This is a genomic window from Undibacterium sp. GW821-FHT11B02 (genome assembly GCF_058808955.1).
The window spans coordinates 450,723-467,960 of record NZ_JBXASD010000005.1 but is presented as its reverse complement, the minus strand read 5'-3'; the positions used below and the strand labels follow the sequence as shown (position 1 = coordinate 467,960).

Sequence of the window (17,238 nt, the reverse complement as noted above, 5' to 3'; positions counted from 1 at the left end):
ATACTTAGCACTTGCTGTTTGTTACTGGATTCGCCAGGTGCCGGGCACGCAGTTCCTGCGTAGTATTACCCTCGCCATGAGGAGCCCAGCCCGGTGGCATGAATAAATAGCCCAGCACAGAGCGGGCGCTGCGGGCAGCAGACAAATCCCGCAACAAACTCATCCAGCCAAAAAATTCAATCTGAAAAAAATTATGCCTCATCGGTGGATGCAGCAACCCATAACGACAAGGCAAGTCGTCACGTTCTTTGACATAGGTACCGAACAGGCGGTCAAAGATGATGAGTACACCGCCAAAATTCGCATCCAGATACTCAATATTGACTGCGTGGTGCACGCGGTGTGAGGAGGGAGTATTTAAAATGCCTTCCAGGAAACCCAGCCTGGGAATCCAGGTCGCGTGTATCCAGAACTGATAGAGCAAGTTAAGTGTCAGTGATGCCAGTACAAGCTGTGGATCAAAACCCAACCAAATCAATGGAATAAAAAATAGTGCCGTACCGGAAAACTTGCCTAATATGCCGATTCGCAATGCCGCCGATAAATTGAGCTCATCGGGCGAGTGGTGAACAGCATGATTGCACCAGAACCAGCGTGTGGTGTGGGCCGCACGGTGGTACCAGTAATAACAAAATTCCTGTCCCAAAAACAGCAGTAACACTGGCAACCAGCCATCAAGTTGCAAGGTAGTCAGCCGATGGGAAAAGGCCCAATACACCAATGGCGTGGCAATCGATAAAGGCAGCAAGGCTCTTAAGACAATACGCAAGATCAAATCCATTACGGATACATAAAATGCGCGCCAATCATATTGCCGACGCCGGGATAAAACAATCGCCTCTGTCAGCACCAAAAGCAGGATAGTCGGTACGACAATCACCAGCAACAATTTTTCAAGTGGAGACATGAGGAGGTTCATTTAATTTGAGTACCGCTGTCAACATCGAGCGTTCAGACCAGATGCTGTTTGAACTTCAGGATAAGGATCGGCGCGCTACCAAACAATACGGAAAACACCGTAGCTTCCGGAAACCACAGTAATTATTTGAATGGAATGGGGACGCTACTGAAGTTGTTGATTTCCCGGATTATCCATGGCAGCGTCTGCGCATAACCCAAACAAATGCAGAACAACAGCCAAACGAAGATCATTTGCAGCCTTCCTAAATAAGGTAACATCTTGGAAATTCAACATCTACCCATCCTATCCTCTGTATGCAAATACTGCTCGCTGACGACCATGCCCTGTTTCGCCAAGGTCTCAAACTATTACTGCAAAATCAGCCAGGTTATCACGTGGCGGCAGAGGCTGGTAGCCTGGAACTGATACTGCCAATCCTGCAGCAGCAGCCGATTGACTTGATGATTCTTGACTACCACATGCCGGGCGGTGAATCGTCGGCGGTACTGGCCTATTGCAAGCAGCGCTATCCTGGGCTGAAAGTGATTGCATTAACAGGTGCGCAATCCGGCGTTATTTTGAAGCAGTTGCAAGATGCGCATGCCGATGCCGTCCTGTTGAAAGAGTCTTCCGGAGCAGAATTACTGGACTGCGTCGCGAGGGTGATGGCTGGCCAGATTGTCATCAGCGATGCTGTGCAGCAGCAAATTGACAGTTGTGTGATCGATCTTACAGCGCGTGAATTACAAATTGTGCAATTGATATACCAGGGACATTCCAGTGCGGATATGGCGGCGCAATTGAATCTATCGGTCAAGACGGTTGACAAACACCGCGAGAACCTGATGCGCAAACTGCAGGTAAGCAATGTCGTGCAACTGATCCACAAGGTGCAGCTACTCAAGCTGATCTGATCCAACAAGCTTGGCAGTTCTGTCGCCATTGTCCGATTCTTCCAGACTGCACACCCAGAATATCTTCAAGTTCAATTCAAAGATAGAAGCGTTTCACCGAGTGACCAAGCGACTACATTGTCCACCTGGCGTAATGCCCACCTGTGCACGGGTGGTACGTCGCTTATAAAAGAAAGCGCTTTGGTCGATCGATTTTGGACTTAGGCAGCAAGAACCCACCCAAATTGTTAATAAATGTAAAAACTTGTCGGAATTAAAATTGTATTGTTTAACATGACCGTTCCCTGTTGGCTCCACTAGAATCCACTCTTCCATGAGGTAAGGTGATGAACACAATTCGCAAGGCTGGATGGTTGTCGTGGATGCTGCAAGCCAGCATAGTCTCTCTGCTCTGTGCATGCGGGGGCGCAAACGATAGTGCGGTTTCAAGTGGCCCGCAGACACTGCAATCAAACCCACCACCGGTGCTGCAAACGACAAAAAGTGCTTCAGGAACATTGAGCGCGGTCCCAGCGAACGGAAAACTATCCAGCACAACAGTTGTACCTCAAGTCTTATATACCGATACACTCAGTGGACCGACCACAGGCGGAGAAAACAATCAAGGTGCCTACCTTTCCGTTTTCGGGAAAAATTTTGGCTCGGCCAGCGACTTGGGAACCAATACAAAAGTCTATATTGGCGACACCGAAGTCGCCAACTACCGCTATTTGGGAAGTGCAAAATCAAGCAGCAAGACGGGCTTGCAACAAATAACCGTACAGGTAGGCTCACTTGGGAGTGCCCCTGCGGGGACAGCACTACCCGTAAAAGTCGTGTTTAACGGTGCATCTTCCAATACAGACAATACCTTTACACCAAGTTCCGGACGAATACTTTTCGTTTCATTATCTGGCTCCGACACAAACGCTGTGGCAAATAATATTGCCAAGCCCTGGCGCTCACTTCAGAACATGAGTACGCTGAAGGGTGCCTACTTTGCCATGCAGGCTGGCGACCAGATCGTGATTCGCGGTGGTGCGTGGCACGATAGCAACGGCCAGGATAAGACATGGATGCGTTTTGGCAGCGGCACCTATGCCAGAAATGGCAGTCCTTCAGCATGGATACATATCACGGCCTATCCTGGCCCCATCAACGGCAACGCCATAGAAGAAGTTCACTATACGACGCCAGCCGGAGCATCAGGTGGGATTGCAGGCCCCTGGTCTGCCATCGCAGGCACTTCAGGCGAGTTCATATCGGTTTCCAATTTAAGGATGGATGTGGCGGGTGGGGCCAATCGTGACGCTGCACCAATCAACTTCCAATACACTGCCGGTCCATGGCGGGTTGTCAACAATGAGCTTGGCCCCTGGGTCGCCGGAAATTCCGCGATTCTTAATGCAGCGGGCGTTTCTGGTCACGGGAATGGCAACAAAGTTCTTGGCAACAACATCCATGATATTGCTGGTACGTCTGAACTTCAGAACCATGGCATCTATGCTGACACCACGGCGCAGAACTGGGAAGTTGCCTACAACTGGATTCACAATATCACTGGCGGTTCAGCCGTGCAATTCAACGACAATGAAGCGGGGGCTGGTTCTTATACCCTACCTCACGGTGGCATTTGGCCGGGCTTTGTTGGCATCCGGATTCACCATAACTGGATGGAAAACGCAGCGAAATATGGTATCAATTTCAATGACCAGGGCAGCGCTCATATGGGGACCTATGAAGCCCAGAGCTGGAACAATGTCATTACCGGCACGAAGCTCTACCCGATACGTATCAATTCAACCGCCACGACCCAAAACATGTGGTTTGCGTTCAATACTGTGTATAACGCAATGACCGGGCCAGCCGGCAATAAAGCTTACGTGATGGACGAAGGTTTTGGCAGTGGTGCAGGCATCCATAACAAGTTCTATCACAATATATTTGCATACGGCCCCAACACCCTGGCAGGCACAACGTGGTTGATTGATTATAGTACGCCGTCCACGACCAGCAGCTATGACTTCAAACAGAATTTGTACTTTAGCAATGGACAAACCGTGGCATCGCCAAGCACACTTGGCGACACCCTGGCTATTTCTGCCAATCCTTTGTTCAATGATGCATCTGCGGGAAACTACTCTTTGCAGGCGACAAGTCCGGCGGCTGATGCGGCCACCCAACCTAGTCTCTTTGCCGTCAATGACGACATAGTAAATATCTCGCGGCCACAAGGTACAAGTAAGGATATTGGAGCCTTTGAGCTAATCGGTGGCGGCACAGTACCCGTTTCGACACCTGTCAGCGGCGTATGCGGTAGTGCTAACGGTCAGTCATTCAGTGTGGCACCAAGCAGCAACCTTTGTTCAGTGGGCATTGCGTCATCCATATCATTAATCGGCAGTGGATCATGGGCCTGGAGTTGTTCTGGCTCAAACGGAGGAGCGACGTCAAGTTGCAGTGCGACCGTCGCTGCAATTCCAGATCCGTCCACCCCGCCCAGCGTGCGGCAGCAATATTCTGGCGCGATTACACCGGGAACGACCACACATCATTTTGCTGGTAATGTTTCGGCAGGCAACTGGATTTTGGTGACAGTGGGTGTGAACAATAACGCAGTTGGCGTGTCAGGAACACTGTCCGACAATCAGGGACATACCAATCTCGCCTCTTTCGCATCTCTCGGACGCATCTACGTTGACGGAATGGGTACCGACCTGTATGCGGTAAAGGCGTCTACATCAGGCGCTTACACCTTGACAGTCGGAATTCCAAACCAGGGCAGCATTCACATGGTGGAAGTCCAAAATGCGGACGCTACGAATTTGCTGGATGTTCCTATAGGGACTAGCTCTGGCCCACGCTTTGCATCCACTGCGCAATCTTCACCAACACCAATTACCACCAAGGCGAACGATCTGATTCTGGCACTGGTTGATTTGGGAATCGGCAGTTCAATTCCGTTTAGCCCAAATGGATCCTGGCAGCTTGTGAGTCCAGAGGCAGGGTCATTCATCACTTCCCGTATCTATGCATGGCACCCTGACGTAACAGGTGCATTTGACATTTCCGGAACCATCAGCGGTAGCGGCGCCGGGTATCCAGGCTGGGAAACGGTATTGATTGTCATCAAAGGGCAGTAGAACTCATTGCCCTCCCATATATGAAATGAGCTCTCATGCATACTGAGAATGTCAAACTAAACAATGGCATTTTCAGTCGATGAGAGTGTCTTTTCCATAGAAACCGTTCCATCTCCATACTGCTCTATAGCAGGGTCCAAATTTTGCGGTGAATGAAGGATCGTCGGGCCTCTGGAACATGCCTGTCGCGTCAGATATTCAGTCAAACCTTGGGCTTGAACCGCAGGAGGAATTGTCGCTTGCATTTCGGTTAGCAATTCTTGCGCGGCTCTCACAATCCAATTTACTGAGCGATATTTCGGCGAGACGATCTGGATGTTCTGCGAATCAGTCTGATCGAAAAAGCCGTGCTGCAGTTTATGTCTGACGTAAGAAAGAGCAGTGATACCAGGAATGGTGCGCTGTTCCAGGTAGGCCTGAGTTCCATCTTCACCATAACGGACGACGTTATCTGGAAACTCGTATCCCTCATCTTCCAGAAGTGCTTCACTGACGATATTTGGCAGCAGAGGCCTGGCGTCTTCATGCCCAACCTCAAACAGAATAATTTTCTTAAGCTTCTTTATTTCTTTCTGTTCTTCTGTATCTGTTTTCTGGATGGCGATAGTCGGGAAATACTCACGGATGAAAGCATTGGATGTGTTGATCAGTTCATCCCTGTTGACCTCGGGTCGGAGTTGGAAAAACCGGTCATCCATGTCCATCATCTTCCAGGCATGGTTAAGGTCGTGGATGAGGAATTCGAGTGGGGATTGCCAGAACTCATCAACATACACAGGCTCCGTCGATACCCCAATGAAATAGATCGGCGTCCCTCTTATTTTCATGAGATCAGTGGCAGAGATATTGTCAAAAGTCGGGATAATGATGACTTCAGGAATCCGGTGCATGAGCGCTTCATAACGGTACCAGTATTTCTTTTGAAAATGGGTACTCAGGCTCTTCTCTGTACGGCAGGCGACATCAAAGAAGCCTACTGCTTCGAACAAGATACGCAAGGTCGGGGCATAGGGGCACATTGCGCCGTTCTGTATTGTCACGTGATGGAATTTATGCAGGAGCTGATCGCGCATAAAGGAAAGTGCAGCATTGTCGCGGCATTTTTCCTCCATCACCGGGAGTGCCATCTGGCTGCGAAAATACTCGACCACTGGTAACAGTTCCAGTACTGGCATATCCAGACTGTTGTTATGTAACTCAAATCGCATACGCAATTCACGGTATAACTCCACTGGGTTGCTGACCCATTCCCGTATCCATTCGTGATGTGAAATACCCTTGGTTTTACTAAAGTTTTTTGCAAGCAGTGCAGCGGCAATCTGTTTGTGATGACCAAAGGCAAAACTGCCTTCTTTCGCGTTCGGTGTGGTCATCACACTTTCTGGGAGCCACCTGCCCAGAACCCCGTCAGTATCAGAAACTTCTACGAGAAATCCAATCGTGTCCACGATGTGACGTGGATCTGATGGTACTGCAATGTCTTTGAGATGGTCCCGATACCCGTGAGAAACGGTTCTGTCCATGTAAATACGGGCTTCGTTTCCGGTGTTTCCTCTCGTTTCGAGCACCGCTTCATTCCGGACAAAATAGTATTTACGTCCCCCTGTTTCTGAAATTCCATATGCTGGTGTTATTGATCCGAATACTTTGATACCCGTTACCCGAAGCGCTGCAAAAATATTGCCTGGTATTCCAAACTCATTTTGCTCATCTTCATCTTGCAGTAAGCCACCCGGCAGGGACATACCCTCAGGAAAAAACGTTCTGTCAAGGACAAGAAATTCCCTGCCATTCTGTCCGTCACGCATAACGAGTATGTCGACAGTCTTACGAACCATGACGCCCCGATCAATTCGTTGCTTCGCCTGGATCTTAAGCGTCTGATCCGACAATAAGGCGTTCACTACTCCGGATTGGCGATCCACATTCAAATATTTTCCGATGCAATCTTCGATACCATTCTTGCGGACAGGATCACGCAGACGATGGAACCAATACACCATATACAGAAGCGATTCCGCATAGAGGCTGGTTGGATAGCTTTGCGTATCAACACTTACCGAATAGTTATTCAGTATGTCAAAAACGATATCCCTTACGTTATCTGCTTGCACTTCTATGAGCGAAGACGAAGGATCGCCGGTCATATCCGGGGAATTAATGTCATCCGGTAGCCCGGTGGTCGGCGCAGACGAGTTCAATGTCATATTATTTTCCGTGAGGTTTTCTCAGATGTTGCACATCCGTACGAAACTTGCCAGTTATTTGCATTCCAATATTGCCATTAAATCGTACCTGCAACCCCTATCTATCATATCGGCTGATAAAGATATACGGTATGAACATGCTGCATTCTTGCGCGCCTGCCTGTAGCAAGAATGAAGGTCTCAAGAAAGTTTTCGGGAGAAAAAAACATTATCAATGCTGATATCTTACATTGAGTTTGGAGACAGCGATGCATAGCTTCCTGGATATGCATGGTTCGCCCCTTTCTTCCCCCCGACGTTTCCAAAGCTCACCTTAAATAAAAAATTTACGGATTCAGGGTTAAACAAAAATTCGGTTCAGACATAAATTCCCCGCAACTTCGTAAGTGTTTGATTTAGCTGCTTCGGCTGTTCAAAGTTAAATGAACATTGACATTGATTTTGCCAAAATGGTCGAACAGTAATAGTCAGTAATATTTTGTCTTAAACTACAACAATAGAAAACACATCAGCAATATTCCGTTGACAACGTGAGAGTAAAATCATGGCACTTTTCGCCATCTGGTGAATCCCGGAATTTGTCGTCTGCTGGTACCGGGGAACTGTTAAATAGGAATACCATGAAAGAATCGCAAACCTTAGCCATCCGGGCACTTATCAGTTTGGTCGTATTAGGATTTTCCCTACACGTCTGCGCGGAAGAAATCTTCCCAGGAAAAACATGGGACAAAGTGGTCCCTCCAGATTCCGCTGGATGGTCACTCGAAAAATTAAAGGATGCCGACCACTTCGCGCAAACCGTTGATACCGACTCCTATCTTGTGATACACCATGGCAAGATCGTGCATGAATACGGCGACACAAGCAAAGCGACTAATATTCATTCTATGCGAAAGAGCATACTTAGCATTCTGACCGGCATAGCTGTCGATCGTGGAATATTTAAACTGGACAAAACATTGGCAGAATTGAATATCAGCGATAAAGGCGGTTTATCGGACATAGAAAAGGGGGCTACAGTAAAACAATTATTGGAAGCACGATCAGGAATTTATCATCCCGCCGCTTACGAAACAAATGAACAGGCTGCACTTCGACCAACACGGGGCAGCTTCAAGCCAGGCGAAAAATGGTATTACAACAATTGGGACTTCAACGCATTAGGCAGCATTTTCAAAGGCTTTACCGGCAAAAATGTTTTCGAATCCCTGCGTGATGACTTGGCCACCCCGCTGCAATTTGAGAATTTCGATTACAGCACTGACACGAAATTCATATATGACAGTATGTCGGATCACCCTGCTTATATTATGTGTCTTTCCGCACGCGATCTTGCCCGCGTCGGTTGGCTAATGGCAAAGAATGGACAATGGAGGGACAAGCAACTGGTATCCACAGAATGGATAACAGAAAGCACTGCGGCATACTCGACGACGGGACCGAGGACAGGCTATGGCTATTTGTGGTGGGTCGGCATCAATGGATGGGCTTTTCAGAATCATTTTCATGGAAAAGTATTTTCTGCATGGGGACATTTTGGACAACACGTCCTCATTGTTCCCAGCCAGGAACTGGTCATCGTTCATAAGGTCGACAGCAAATCTGCTCGCACGTCTGATCCTCTTTCTGGACATCAGGGCGTCTCTAGTAAGCAATTTGGAAAGCTACTTGGACTGATCATGGCAGCCGCACCGACAAATGATTGATTGACGAGCAACGAAAAATGCACCGGAAATTCTACACGGTGCCATAGCCATGCTCGTTTTCATTGAATAGTCGCAAGCAACACGCAGATACCTTTTTGCCGACAATAAACTGTAGTAGTTTCGATTTGAGGTGCAAAATCCAGAAAAGACGTGCCTTCAATCTGATAGCGTGCGTACATACTGTAAAGCACAATCTAAAAGCTTCTTTCGTATTTCGTCGTCGCCGTAAGCATCTGCTCCAGCACGAACCCAGCCAGACATTTCTCGCCCGCGTGATAACATCGGCTGAACATCTTTGATTGCAAGTGCCCAACTATCGTTGCCCTTCCCCAGTCTTACAAGCATACCATCAGCGCGAGCACCGCAGAGCAACTTTCCTTTTAGCAACCACGCCCATCCTCCAAACATTGGCTTGTTAGATAAACCTTGAATAGAGCTGAGCTCGTCCGCAATTAATTCTTCTAATCCAGGATCTCGTGCCATATAAAATTGCTCACTTTTTCTACTTAAACAATTCAATTTACATTGACGAAAGGATTTTATCTTAAAACGGGGGGGCTAATCGGCCATACTCACAGAATTCTTTTTTCCAAAACGATCTTTAGAAATGTGCATAGTGGCTGGTAGTTTCCAAATATTCAGAACCCCACTTTTATAGCTCCATCCATCACCAACTACATTCTCCAGGTTCTTTATGTTTGTTCGATAGTTGATTCCACCAGCAGGTATATCAATACCGGCAGAAATGTTTAAGATGATTTCTTTTTTTGTTTGTCTCAATTGGTAACTCACTGTTCCGTAACTGGTACGCAATCCCGTAATACCTACGCCCTCACCATCCAGCCAGGCATCAGGAATGCCAGCAGCTAAGGTCATACTTTTATTTTTCTCGTCTTCAAAAAGAAATACATCTAAAAATGAACGAATGTAATCAGAAGAAATCCATGCGTGAGGCATATCGCCAATAAATCGTTCTTTGCGATACTCCCTTCCTACAACTTCTGCCCATTGGTTCCAGCCAGTTGGTCGCAAATCTTTATAAAAATAGCTCAGTGCAGATTGAGCACGATCGGGAAAACCAAGCCGGACAAAAGCCCCTACCGTCCGCACTTCATACGGGGTATAAGCATCCCAATTTTTGTCTGAATCCCTGCGCGTGACGAAATTTTTCCAGTAACGCTCAAAGGTGTTACGTAAAATTTCCGGTTCTATGATGTCCCCTGCATCTGCAGGGGACAGAGAAATCGTGGCGGAAGTGGGATCAAAATCACCTAGCTCGGCGGCACCTGGTATGAAATCAATCGCATGCAATTTTGTGCTGGTGGCGATCGATCGTTTTAAATCTGCCTCAAACGCGCCACGCGCTTGAGTCATTTTAAGTATCTGATCCTTTTTTTCGAGGATGCTTGCTATGTACACAGCATCTTTGTACCCACGCAATGCCCAAAAATCATCCCAATATGAGTGCATGGGCTTGGCGGAATAGCCTTCGTGACTAATTGATGCAGGCATCAGTCCGTAGTATGGCGTTCCCTCATTTCTCTTGCTCTGTTCACTCGCACGTAGTTGTTCCATATAGGCGAAAGACCGCTCAACATGTGGCCACAAGTGTTTTAACTGTTCCGTATCTCTGGAATAGCGATATAGTTCAGCGATACTGAAAATGAGCTGCCCGTGACTATCGTTTTCCGGGACTGGGTCAGCCCCCCGCTGATCGACGCAACAAGGTACTTTGCCATTTGCAAATTGAAAATGTGAATACCACTCCACAAAGGCACTTGCCGTTTCTTTATGATCCAAACGGAGTAATCCTTCATTCATCATGGCTCCATCACGTATCCAGGATCTTGCATAGGAACGTGTACCTGGCTGCAAGGCGGGGCCGGCTCTGGAAATCAAGATATGTGACAGCGCACTGCGCATTACATTAAATTGTGATTGCTGACTCACTGGAAGGCGCACTGTCACCCGATTCAAAGACGCTCTCCATTCGGCCGCGATCAACTCTCTTTGTGTCGAAAAATAGTCTTCAACTGAATCTATAGCTTGCGGCATTTCCTCTAATACACCTGTCATCGGCAGAGCAACGATGATTGATTTACTTTCACCAGGTGCCAAGCTCAGAGGATAAAGCAAGGCCCCGGATGCGCGCCCACTTTTATCATCTAATTCCTTTACTTCTGGCAGCTTATTTGCGTCACCAAGTTGGTCGAAAATTTGACCTGCATCAAAGCTGGTCGAAAGAAACTTCGCTGGCTTACTCAGACTGCGAACGCCCAGACTTCCGTCAACAAAAACATTTTGTTTTTTCCATTCAAGATGCTTTATCTCACTACTACCACCTGATGTATTTAAAAACTGTGCAGGTGGATTTACTTGAAAAGGTCGAATTGCCAATGCCAAAGTTCGATTCAATCTATTCTTGCTGAGATTTTGTAAGGTATACCGCGCCAATATTTGAGATTGCATGGCAGATCCTGTCGCGAAACTGGAGATTTCCATTACCAGGTCTTTCGTCTTCCATTTGACGCTGGGCAAGGGCAAGTACCCTTCCTGTAAGCTTTGCGATGTGGTCACATCTGCCCAAGTCAACACAGACTTGCCATTCAGAATGAACGGCTCTACGGAGAAACCACCTTTACGAGCTTCAATTGTGCCGTCTTCTCCGAAGAGACCCGAAGCCTGGCCGCCATTGATACCCAAAATTGTCCAATAAGTTTGCTCCCCCATGAAACCCCGGGGATATCGGCCACGTCTTCCTTGCTTTGCAATTGCCTGAATGAATGCATTTGTGCTGCTACCAAATGCCAGGTCTTTGATTTCAATATTTTTGAGAACATAATGATTCTCTGGTCCACCCTCTACAACCAATCGCAAGAAACGGGCTTCAGATTCTGGAAGATCTAGCGGATCATCACTACCGTTACCGTCAAAAACTTCGCGCACGGTTCGCCAAATTTGTCCGTCATCAGACAATTGTATCGAGTAGCGGCTTGCGAAATACTTGTGATCCCAATGTAAGATAACACCACCAAATTCTCTACCGCTTTGAAAATCCACGGTTAGCATTTGCGAACGATTTTGATCACTTCGCCATACAGTAGAACTCTCGCTATCCAGAATACGTTGAGCTCCGGCAGAATCTGAACTGGCGTTAATCTGAGGAACTGAACTTTGATTTTGTTTTACATCAATTTCCTGGAAACGTAATTGGCTAAAGCAAACAGAACCTTTACCACCATCCTTGCCGGCAGCTATCACCAACTCTATTTTTTCTGTGTGACGCAAACGTTGATCTTGCACAGGCCCCCAGGCAAAATCCAGGTGACGCTTCTTGATCCGGAAATTTTTCCATTCCGATTGAGGTAAAAAGTCAGCTTTGTTTTGCCACCAGACATTCTCGCCAGAAGCATCAACCAATTTGATTTGTAGATGATTGCGCCCGCCATTTCCTTTTATCTTCAGATCAAAAGCAAACTGTTCAGGAAAATCAATGGGCATCATGCGGCTAGCCGACGCATAGCCAGAAACGCCATTAAAATCATAATCAATGCACATGGCTTTTGTACCATCGGCACTTTCTTCAATCGTGCGCAAACTAGCCTTGATCTGATCAGTCGCCTGCATTTTCCACTCACTTGGCATATCAAAACCGTCCAGTAAACGCGGCATACTGTTGCCAGCACAGGCAAGCTGCTGACAGTTAAATAATAAAAAATAGCAAGTCAACAATATGCCCGGGGCAGCGAATCTATTCATCACTTGACGGCCCCCATCATTAAGCCGCTGATATAAAACCGCTGCAATACAAGGAATAAGAGCAATACAGGCAGAATCGTAACGACGGCACCAGCCATCATCAGTTCACTATCCTGCACATGCTCTCTTGAGAGAGCGGACAGTGCAACAGGTAAAGTGTGCAGTGCGCTGTCGGTCAATACAATCAGCGGCCACATGAAATCATTCCAGCTGCCTAAAAAAGTGAAGATGGCCAAGCTTGCTAATACTGGTTTGAGAATGGGTAAAACTATTTTGATGAAAATCAGCAATTCGCCTGCGCCGTCCATGCGGGCAGCTTCGAGCAAATCATCAGGAATTGTCCTGGCGTACTGCCGCACTAAAAAAATCCCAAAAATTCCAGCCATACCTGGAATCACGACACCAGCATATGAATTGACAAGTCCCATATGTTTGAGAAGCAAAAACAGCGGCAACATCGCCACTTGGCCGGGTATGACCAGTGCACTCAGCAACATTTTAAAAATACGCTCACGTCCAGCAAAGTGCAGTTTTGCAAATGCGTATCCGGCAGAGACATTGAAAATCAATGAAATAGTTGTCGTGAGTGCCGCCAGCAGGAAGCTATTAATGAAAAATCCTCCCATGCCACCGCGCGTAAACAACACTTTATAGTTATACAGACTTGCATTTGCCGGTAATATTGGTGGCGGGAAATTGCCAGACTCGCCAGGACTCATCAGCGATACAGATACCATCCAGAGCAAGGGGGCCATGCTTAGAAATGCGATACCAGCTAACAGACTATTGACGATCACTGTGTAAGTGGAATCCACCCATATTGTTTTTCGAGGGGCATGTATCGCATGGCTCATACGTTCCCCTTCCTGTCAGAAATGCTTAACAAGATTTTCGTTATGGTTGCCATTAAGATGAAAAGAATGAAAGCAACTGCTGACGCTGAACCCAAGTTCCACCATTTGAACCCCTGGTCATACATTAAATACAAAACGCTGTAAGTGCTTTGCAGAGGGCCTCCTTGAGTCATCACGTAGGGTTCGGCAAACATTTGAAAATAGCCCGCCAATGTCATGATGCCCACCATCAGCATGGTGGGGGCAAGCATCGCAAGCGTGATGAATCGAAACTGTTGCCAATGCGATGCACCATCTATGCGTGCTGCTTCATATAAGTCTTCTGGAATACTTTGGAGAGCTGCCAGGAATATAATCATGTTGTAGCCAAAATTTTTCCAGACTGCGAAAACAATGATTGTGGGCATCGCCCAATCTGGATCGCCCAACCAATCAATGGGCGATATGCCGGTGTAGCTAAGGAAGTAATTAACCAGGCCATAGCGCATATGGAATAGGTAACGCCAAATTACCGCAACTGCAACGACGGTGGTCACAACAGGTGCAAACATGGCAGTGCGAAAGAATGGTTTGGCTACCGCCAATTTTGAATGCAACAGCATGGCACTAGCAAGTGACATCGCCATAGACAAAGGGACGCCAACAACAACAAAATACAACGTGTTGCGTAACGATTTCCAAAACAATGGAAGCTGCAGAATATCTGTATAGTTTTTGAACCAAATAAACCGCAAGTTGCGCAAATCTGCCAATGCGTAAAGATCAAAATCGGTCAAACTCAATATAAATCCAACCACTACCGGGCAGACAAAAAATATGCCGATCACTATCAACGCCGGGCCAACAAAGATCCAGGCTGCGAAATTCTTTTTCATCTTATTGCTCCAGCACGTTATGGTTTTTCGACGGTATGTCGCTCTAACATCCAGCGTCGTTTTTCCAGCCACCCGTTGACTGTTGCATCCAATTCATTTTGATAATTTTTAACGTCAAATTTAAGTTTTTTTTCCTGTGCAAACACGATCTTACTTGCAGTCAACTGCATCTCATTGACGATGCGCTCCCATTGAGGCACCTTGGGTGCAGCTTTAACTCTATCTAACTGATCACGAAATGCTTTGGCATGGATGTCGTTAGCCAGGCTGGTATCTTGCCAAATGCTACGACGTGGCGGCATATTGCCAGTCAACTCATGAAAACGTAGCTGAATATCAGATCGCGACAAATACTCTATTAAGGCCCAGGCTTCTTTTTTGTGTTTCGCATTATTAAATATAACCATGCTGGCACCACCCGCTGTTGAAGCGGAAGGGCCGTTTGGTCCAGGTAACGCTGCAGTTGACCATGCATCTTTGAGATTGGCAGGCATACGGCGCTTGAATTCACCGACGTTCCAAGGACCAGAAATGTAGAATACAAAATTGCCCTTGGCGAATTCGTCCCACACATTAGAGATTTGGTTATTACTCAAATTTCGTGCGTAACCCTTGGAAAAAATTTCTGTATAGAAAGCAAGGCTAGAACTGAATCCTTGCCCAGAAAAATTTCCATAACGCGCATCATCGCGTAATAGTTCGCCTGGTTGCTGCAAGCTCAAAGCCAGTAAGGGCTCGAACTCATTCACTGGCAGCAATATCCCCATGCGTGCGCCATTCCATTTTTTTGAAATTGCCGCGAACATCTTACGCCATTCATCCCAGGTAGCAGGAGGATGATCATATCCAGCTTGCTCAAGCAAATCCCGACGATAAAACAGCAGGCGTGTATCGACGTACCATGGGATTCCAAACAACTCATTGCCGAGGCGATTGGTTTCAAGTATGCCATTAAAAAAATCATCCAATGTAAAGGTGCCTGATTTTTTCGCATACGGCGTAAGTGCTTCCAGTGCATTCAATGCACCCATTTCGGGTATCCACGAATTACCTATCTGAGCCATGTCAGGTAAAGCATCACCAGCATAAGCAGTCAGAAGCTTTTCATGCGCAGCAGTCCACGGTAATTGCTCCAACTTTACTTTGATGGTCGGATGTGTACGCTCGAACTCAGGCAGAAGTTGTGAAACAAACTCACCCTCACTACCCATGACCCAAAAAGTTAATACCGTTTTGGTATCACTACAGGACGTTATGCATGTACAGCAGATCAAACCACAGAAAATGGTGCCGACAGATTTCACTGCGCGTTGATAATTTGTGGGCAAAAAAATCAATGACTGAATGATTTTTCGAAAAAAATGATCAATCATTGGTGCAGCTCGTTCTCATGTCACGGCAACTGACTTTTGACAGCCAACCGCCTGTAAACCCGGCCCGCCGCAATCCGCGTACGATATAGGGATTCTTTCGCATCGTACTCCATATCAGCTCGTTTCTATGATTGGCAATCATCGCTAAAATTGGTCCCTGGTCAATACCAATATAGTCACTAGCAACCCATCCTACACCTTTGACAAAACGACCATCGGTCAAGTTTGCTTTATCATCCACGAAACTTGGATTGATCGCATCAAGGAAACCAAACCTGGAATACAGCATGGAACCATATTTCCTATGTAATTCTTGCGCTGCAGGAATTACAATCTCCGGCGCAAAGGGCAGCGAACCAATTGCAGCGGTTGGCGCTATCGTACCATCGTCAAAAGTACCTCGAATTCCGGCTCCGCGAGCGGAGTAATCGCGAAACATCTTTTTCACGCCAGCATAATCGAATGTCACCATTGCACCGGGTCCGTCGCTCGCAGTCAGCCCCCAAATAGTGCCGCTGTAGTCCTTCCATTTTCCAGGATTGGCGATTGCATAGCTTCTTTGTGCATAAGTGGCACGACGACTATTTTCAAAGTAATCGATCCCTTTTTTTTGCATGAAATCGTCTTTAATGCCTCGAAAGTCAACCCAAACATGCGAATACTGATGTCCAAACATTGGGGCAAAACCAAGATGTTCCTGCCCCATGTAGTTGCCCCACGTCTGCTCATATTGTTGACTCCACTCTTTCCATGCTTTTGGGTCTATCGCTTGTTGCTCTGGAGCACCCAACGCGAGAATGTACACAATCATTGCTTCGTTATACCCTACCCAGTCATGTGCAATAAATCCATGCTCCGGATCAAATCCCATGCTGATCAAAGAAGAATGCTGCTGCGCCCATTTCCAGTCTATGCGCCCATAAATGGAATCTACTAGCCCCCGGATTTCCATGTCCCTGGCATCATCACTATCAAAATATGACTGGACAAATAGCATACCCGCCAGGAGCAGGCTTGTGTCTACTGTCGACAACTCAGTCGTATCTTGCCGTAAGCCATTTTTGGTATCAAGGAAGTGATAGAAAAACCCCTTATAACCCGTAACACCCGACTTCGAGGCGCCTTGTGGTGCGTCATGAAAGAATTTCAAAGTCGTCAGCACCCGCTCTCTTGCCTGATCGCGGGTGACATATCCACGCTCGACACCAATTGGGTAGGAAGTCAGCGCAAATCCAATAGCCGCAACACTGGAAAAGGTTTTTTCTGGATTAGGATATCGATCTGGTGTCAGACCATTTTTGGGATTTGTCGTCTCCCAAAAGAAATTGAAGGTGCGACGTTCAATATCATCAAATAGTGGCGGCAACGCGTTGGAAGGCTTTGCCTGAACTGTCGCGCGTGCGACCTTTGCATCCGTATTATTGTCATATTTTTGTTCTGCAAAACCTGGAGCATTGAGACCAAAAATTAGCCACACGAATGCAAATAAGCCAGAAACAAATTGCGCGCTTTTTTTCATCATTTAAT

The 17,238-nt window shown here is 46.9% G+C and carries 11 protein-coding genes; 3 read left to right on the top strand and 8 right to left on the bottom strand.

Annotation, left to right across the window (positions count from 1 at the left end):
• Nucleotides 1-4 precede the first annotated feature (4 nt).
• Entirely contained in the window at nt 5-907 is a 903-nt protein-coding gene (locus AC1RVX_RS13220; protein ID WP_493217052.1) for a sterol desaturase family protein, read from the bottom strand.
• A gap of 308 nt (nt 908-1,215) precedes the next feature.
• Between AC1RVX_RS13220 and AC1RVX_RS13215 the strand changes: the two genes are divergently transcribed.
• Both AC1RVX_RS13215 and AC1RVX_RS13210 read left to right on the top strand, forming a co-directional pair.
• Nucleotides 1,216-1,815: a response regulator gene (locus tag AC1RVX_RS13215; RefSeq protein ID WP_493217051.1), complete on the top strand. Its 600-nt coding sequence runs from the start codon at nt 1,216-1,218 to the stop codon at nt 1,813-1,815.
• A gap of 326 nt (nt 1,816-2,141) precedes the next feature.
• The gene (locus tag AC1RVX_RS13210; RefSeq protein ID WP_493217050.1) at nt 2,142-4,937 is read left to right on the top strand and encodes a choice-of-anchor Q domain-containing protein; all 2,796 of its coding nucleotides are present in this window, start codon (nt 2,142-2,144) and stop codon (nt 4,935-4,937) included.
• Nucleotides 4,938-4,993: 56 nt separating this feature from the next.
• Here AC1RVX_RS13210 and AC1RVX_RS13205 read toward each other — a convergent pair whose 3' ends face one another.
• Nucleotides 4,994-7,144: a hypothetical protein gene (locus AC1RVX_RS13205; protein ID WP_493217049.1), complete on the bottom strand. Its 2,151-nt coding sequence runs from the start codon at nt 7,142-7,144 to the stop codon at nt 4,994-4,996.
• A gap of 620 nt (nt 7,145-7,764) precedes the next feature.
• On the opposite strand from AC1RVX_RS13205, the gene AC1RVX_RS13200 reads away from it, so the two are divergent.
• Nucleotides 7,765-8,850: a serine hydrolase domain-containing protein gene (locus tag AC1RVX_RS13200; protein ID WP_493217048.1), complete on the top strand. Its 1,086-nt coding sequence runs from the start codon at nt 7,765-7,767 to the stop codon at nt 8,848-8,850.
• A 156-nt stretch (nt 8,851-9,006) separates the two neighbouring features.
• On the opposite strand, the gene AC1RVX_RS13195 is transcribed toward AC1RVX_RS13200, so the two are convergent.
• The 6 genes from AC1RVX_RS13195 to AC1RVX_RS13170 all read right to left on the bottom strand — a co-directional run bounded on the left by AC1RVX_RS13195 (nt 9,007) and on the right by AC1RVX_RS13170 (nt 17,233).
• Nucleotides 9,007-9,333: a cold-shock protein gene (locus tag AC1RVX_RS13195; protein ID WP_493217047.1), complete on the bottom strand. Its 327-nt coding sequence runs from the start codon at nt 9,331-9,333 to the stop codon at nt 9,007-9,009.
• Nucleotides 9,334-9,408: 75 nt separating this feature from the next.
• On the bottom strand, nt 9,409-12,522 hold the full coding sequence (locus AC1RVX_RS13190) for a discoidin domain-containing protein (RefSeq protein WP_493217046.1): 3,114 nt from the start codon (nt 12,520-12,522) through the stop codon (nt 9,409-9,411).
• Between the two features lie 86 nt (nt 12,523-12,608).
• Nucleotides 12,609-13,463 (bottom strand): carbohydrate ABC transporter permease, encoded by an 855-nt coding sequence (locus tag AC1RVX_RS13185; RefSeq protein ID WP_493217045.1) that lies wholly within the window; start codon nt 13,461-13,463, stop codon nt 12,609-12,611.
• Nucleotides 13,460-14,338, bottom strand: coding sequence for a carbohydrate ABC transporter permease (locus tag AC1RVX_RS13180; protein WP_493217044.1), 879 nt, complete (start codon nt 14,336-14,338; stop codon nt 13,460-13,462). Before AC1RVX_RS13180 ends, AC1RVX_RS13185 begins: the two co-directional genes overlap by 4 nt.
• Before the next feature lie 17 nt (nt 14,339-14,355).
• Nucleotides 14,356-15,711, bottom strand: coding sequence for a sugar ABC transporter substrate-binding protein (locus tag AC1RVX_RS13175; protein ID WP_493217043.1), 1,356 nt, complete (start codon nt 15,709-15,711; stop codon nt 14,356-14,358).
• Nucleotides 15,704-17,233, bottom strand: a complete 1,530-nt coding sequence (locus AC1RVX_RS13170) for a glucoamylase family protein (protein ID WP_493217042.1) — start codon at nt 17,231-17,233, stop codon at nt 15,704-15,706. Before AC1RVX_RS13170 ends, AC1RVX_RS13175 begins: the two co-directional genes overlap by 8 nt.
• Nucleotides 17,234-17,238: the final 5 nt, after the last annotated feature.

Bases quoted from the DNA above. Each gene is read 5' to 3' on its own strand.
- AC1RVX_RS13170 (WP_493217042.1), bottom strand. From the start codon at position 17,233: ATGATGAAAAAAAGCGCGCAATTTGTTTCTGGCTTATTTGCATTCGTG.
- AC1RVX_RS13175 (WP_493217043.1), bottom strand. From the start codon at position 15,711: ATGATTGATCATTTTTTTCGAAAAATCATTCAGTCATTGATTTTTTTG.
- AC1RVX_RS13185 (WP_493217045.1), bottom strand. From the start codon at position 13,463: ATGAGCCATGCGATACATGCCCCTCGAAAAACAATATGGGTGGATTCC.
- AC1RVX_RS13215 (WP_493217051.1), top strand. From the start codon at position 1,216: ATGCAAATACTGCTCGCTGACGACCATGCCCTGTTTCGCCAAGGTCTC.
- AC1RVX_RS13190 (WP_493217046.1), bottom strand. From the start codon at position 12,522: ATGCCGCGTTTACTGGACGGTTTTGATATGCCAAGTGAGTGGAAAATG.
- AC1RVX_RS13210 (WP_493217050.1), top strand. From the start codon at position 2,142: ATGAACACAATTCGCAAGGCTGGATGGTTGTCGTGGATGCTGCAAGCC.
- AC1RVX_RS13205 (WP_493217049.1), bottom strand. From the start codon at position 7,144: ATGACATTGAACTCGTCTGCGCCGACCACCGGGCTACCGGATGACATT.
- AC1RVX_RS13195 (WP_493217047.1), bottom strand. From the start codon at position 9,333: ATGGCACGAGATCCTGGATTAGAAGAATTAATTGCGGACGAGCTCAGC.
- AC1RVX_RS13200 (WP_493217048.1), top strand. From the start codon at position 7,765: ATGAAAGAATCGCAAACCTTAGCCATCCGGGCACTTATCAGTTTGGTC.
- AC1RVX_RS13220 (WP_493217052.1), bottom strand. From the start codon at position 907: ATGTCTCCACTTGAAAAATTGTTGCTGGTGATTGTCGTACCGACTATC.
- AC1RVX_RS13180 (WP_493217044.1), bottom strand. From the start codon at position 14,338: ATGAAAAAGAATTTCGCAGCCTGGATCTTTGTTGGCCCGGCGTTGATA.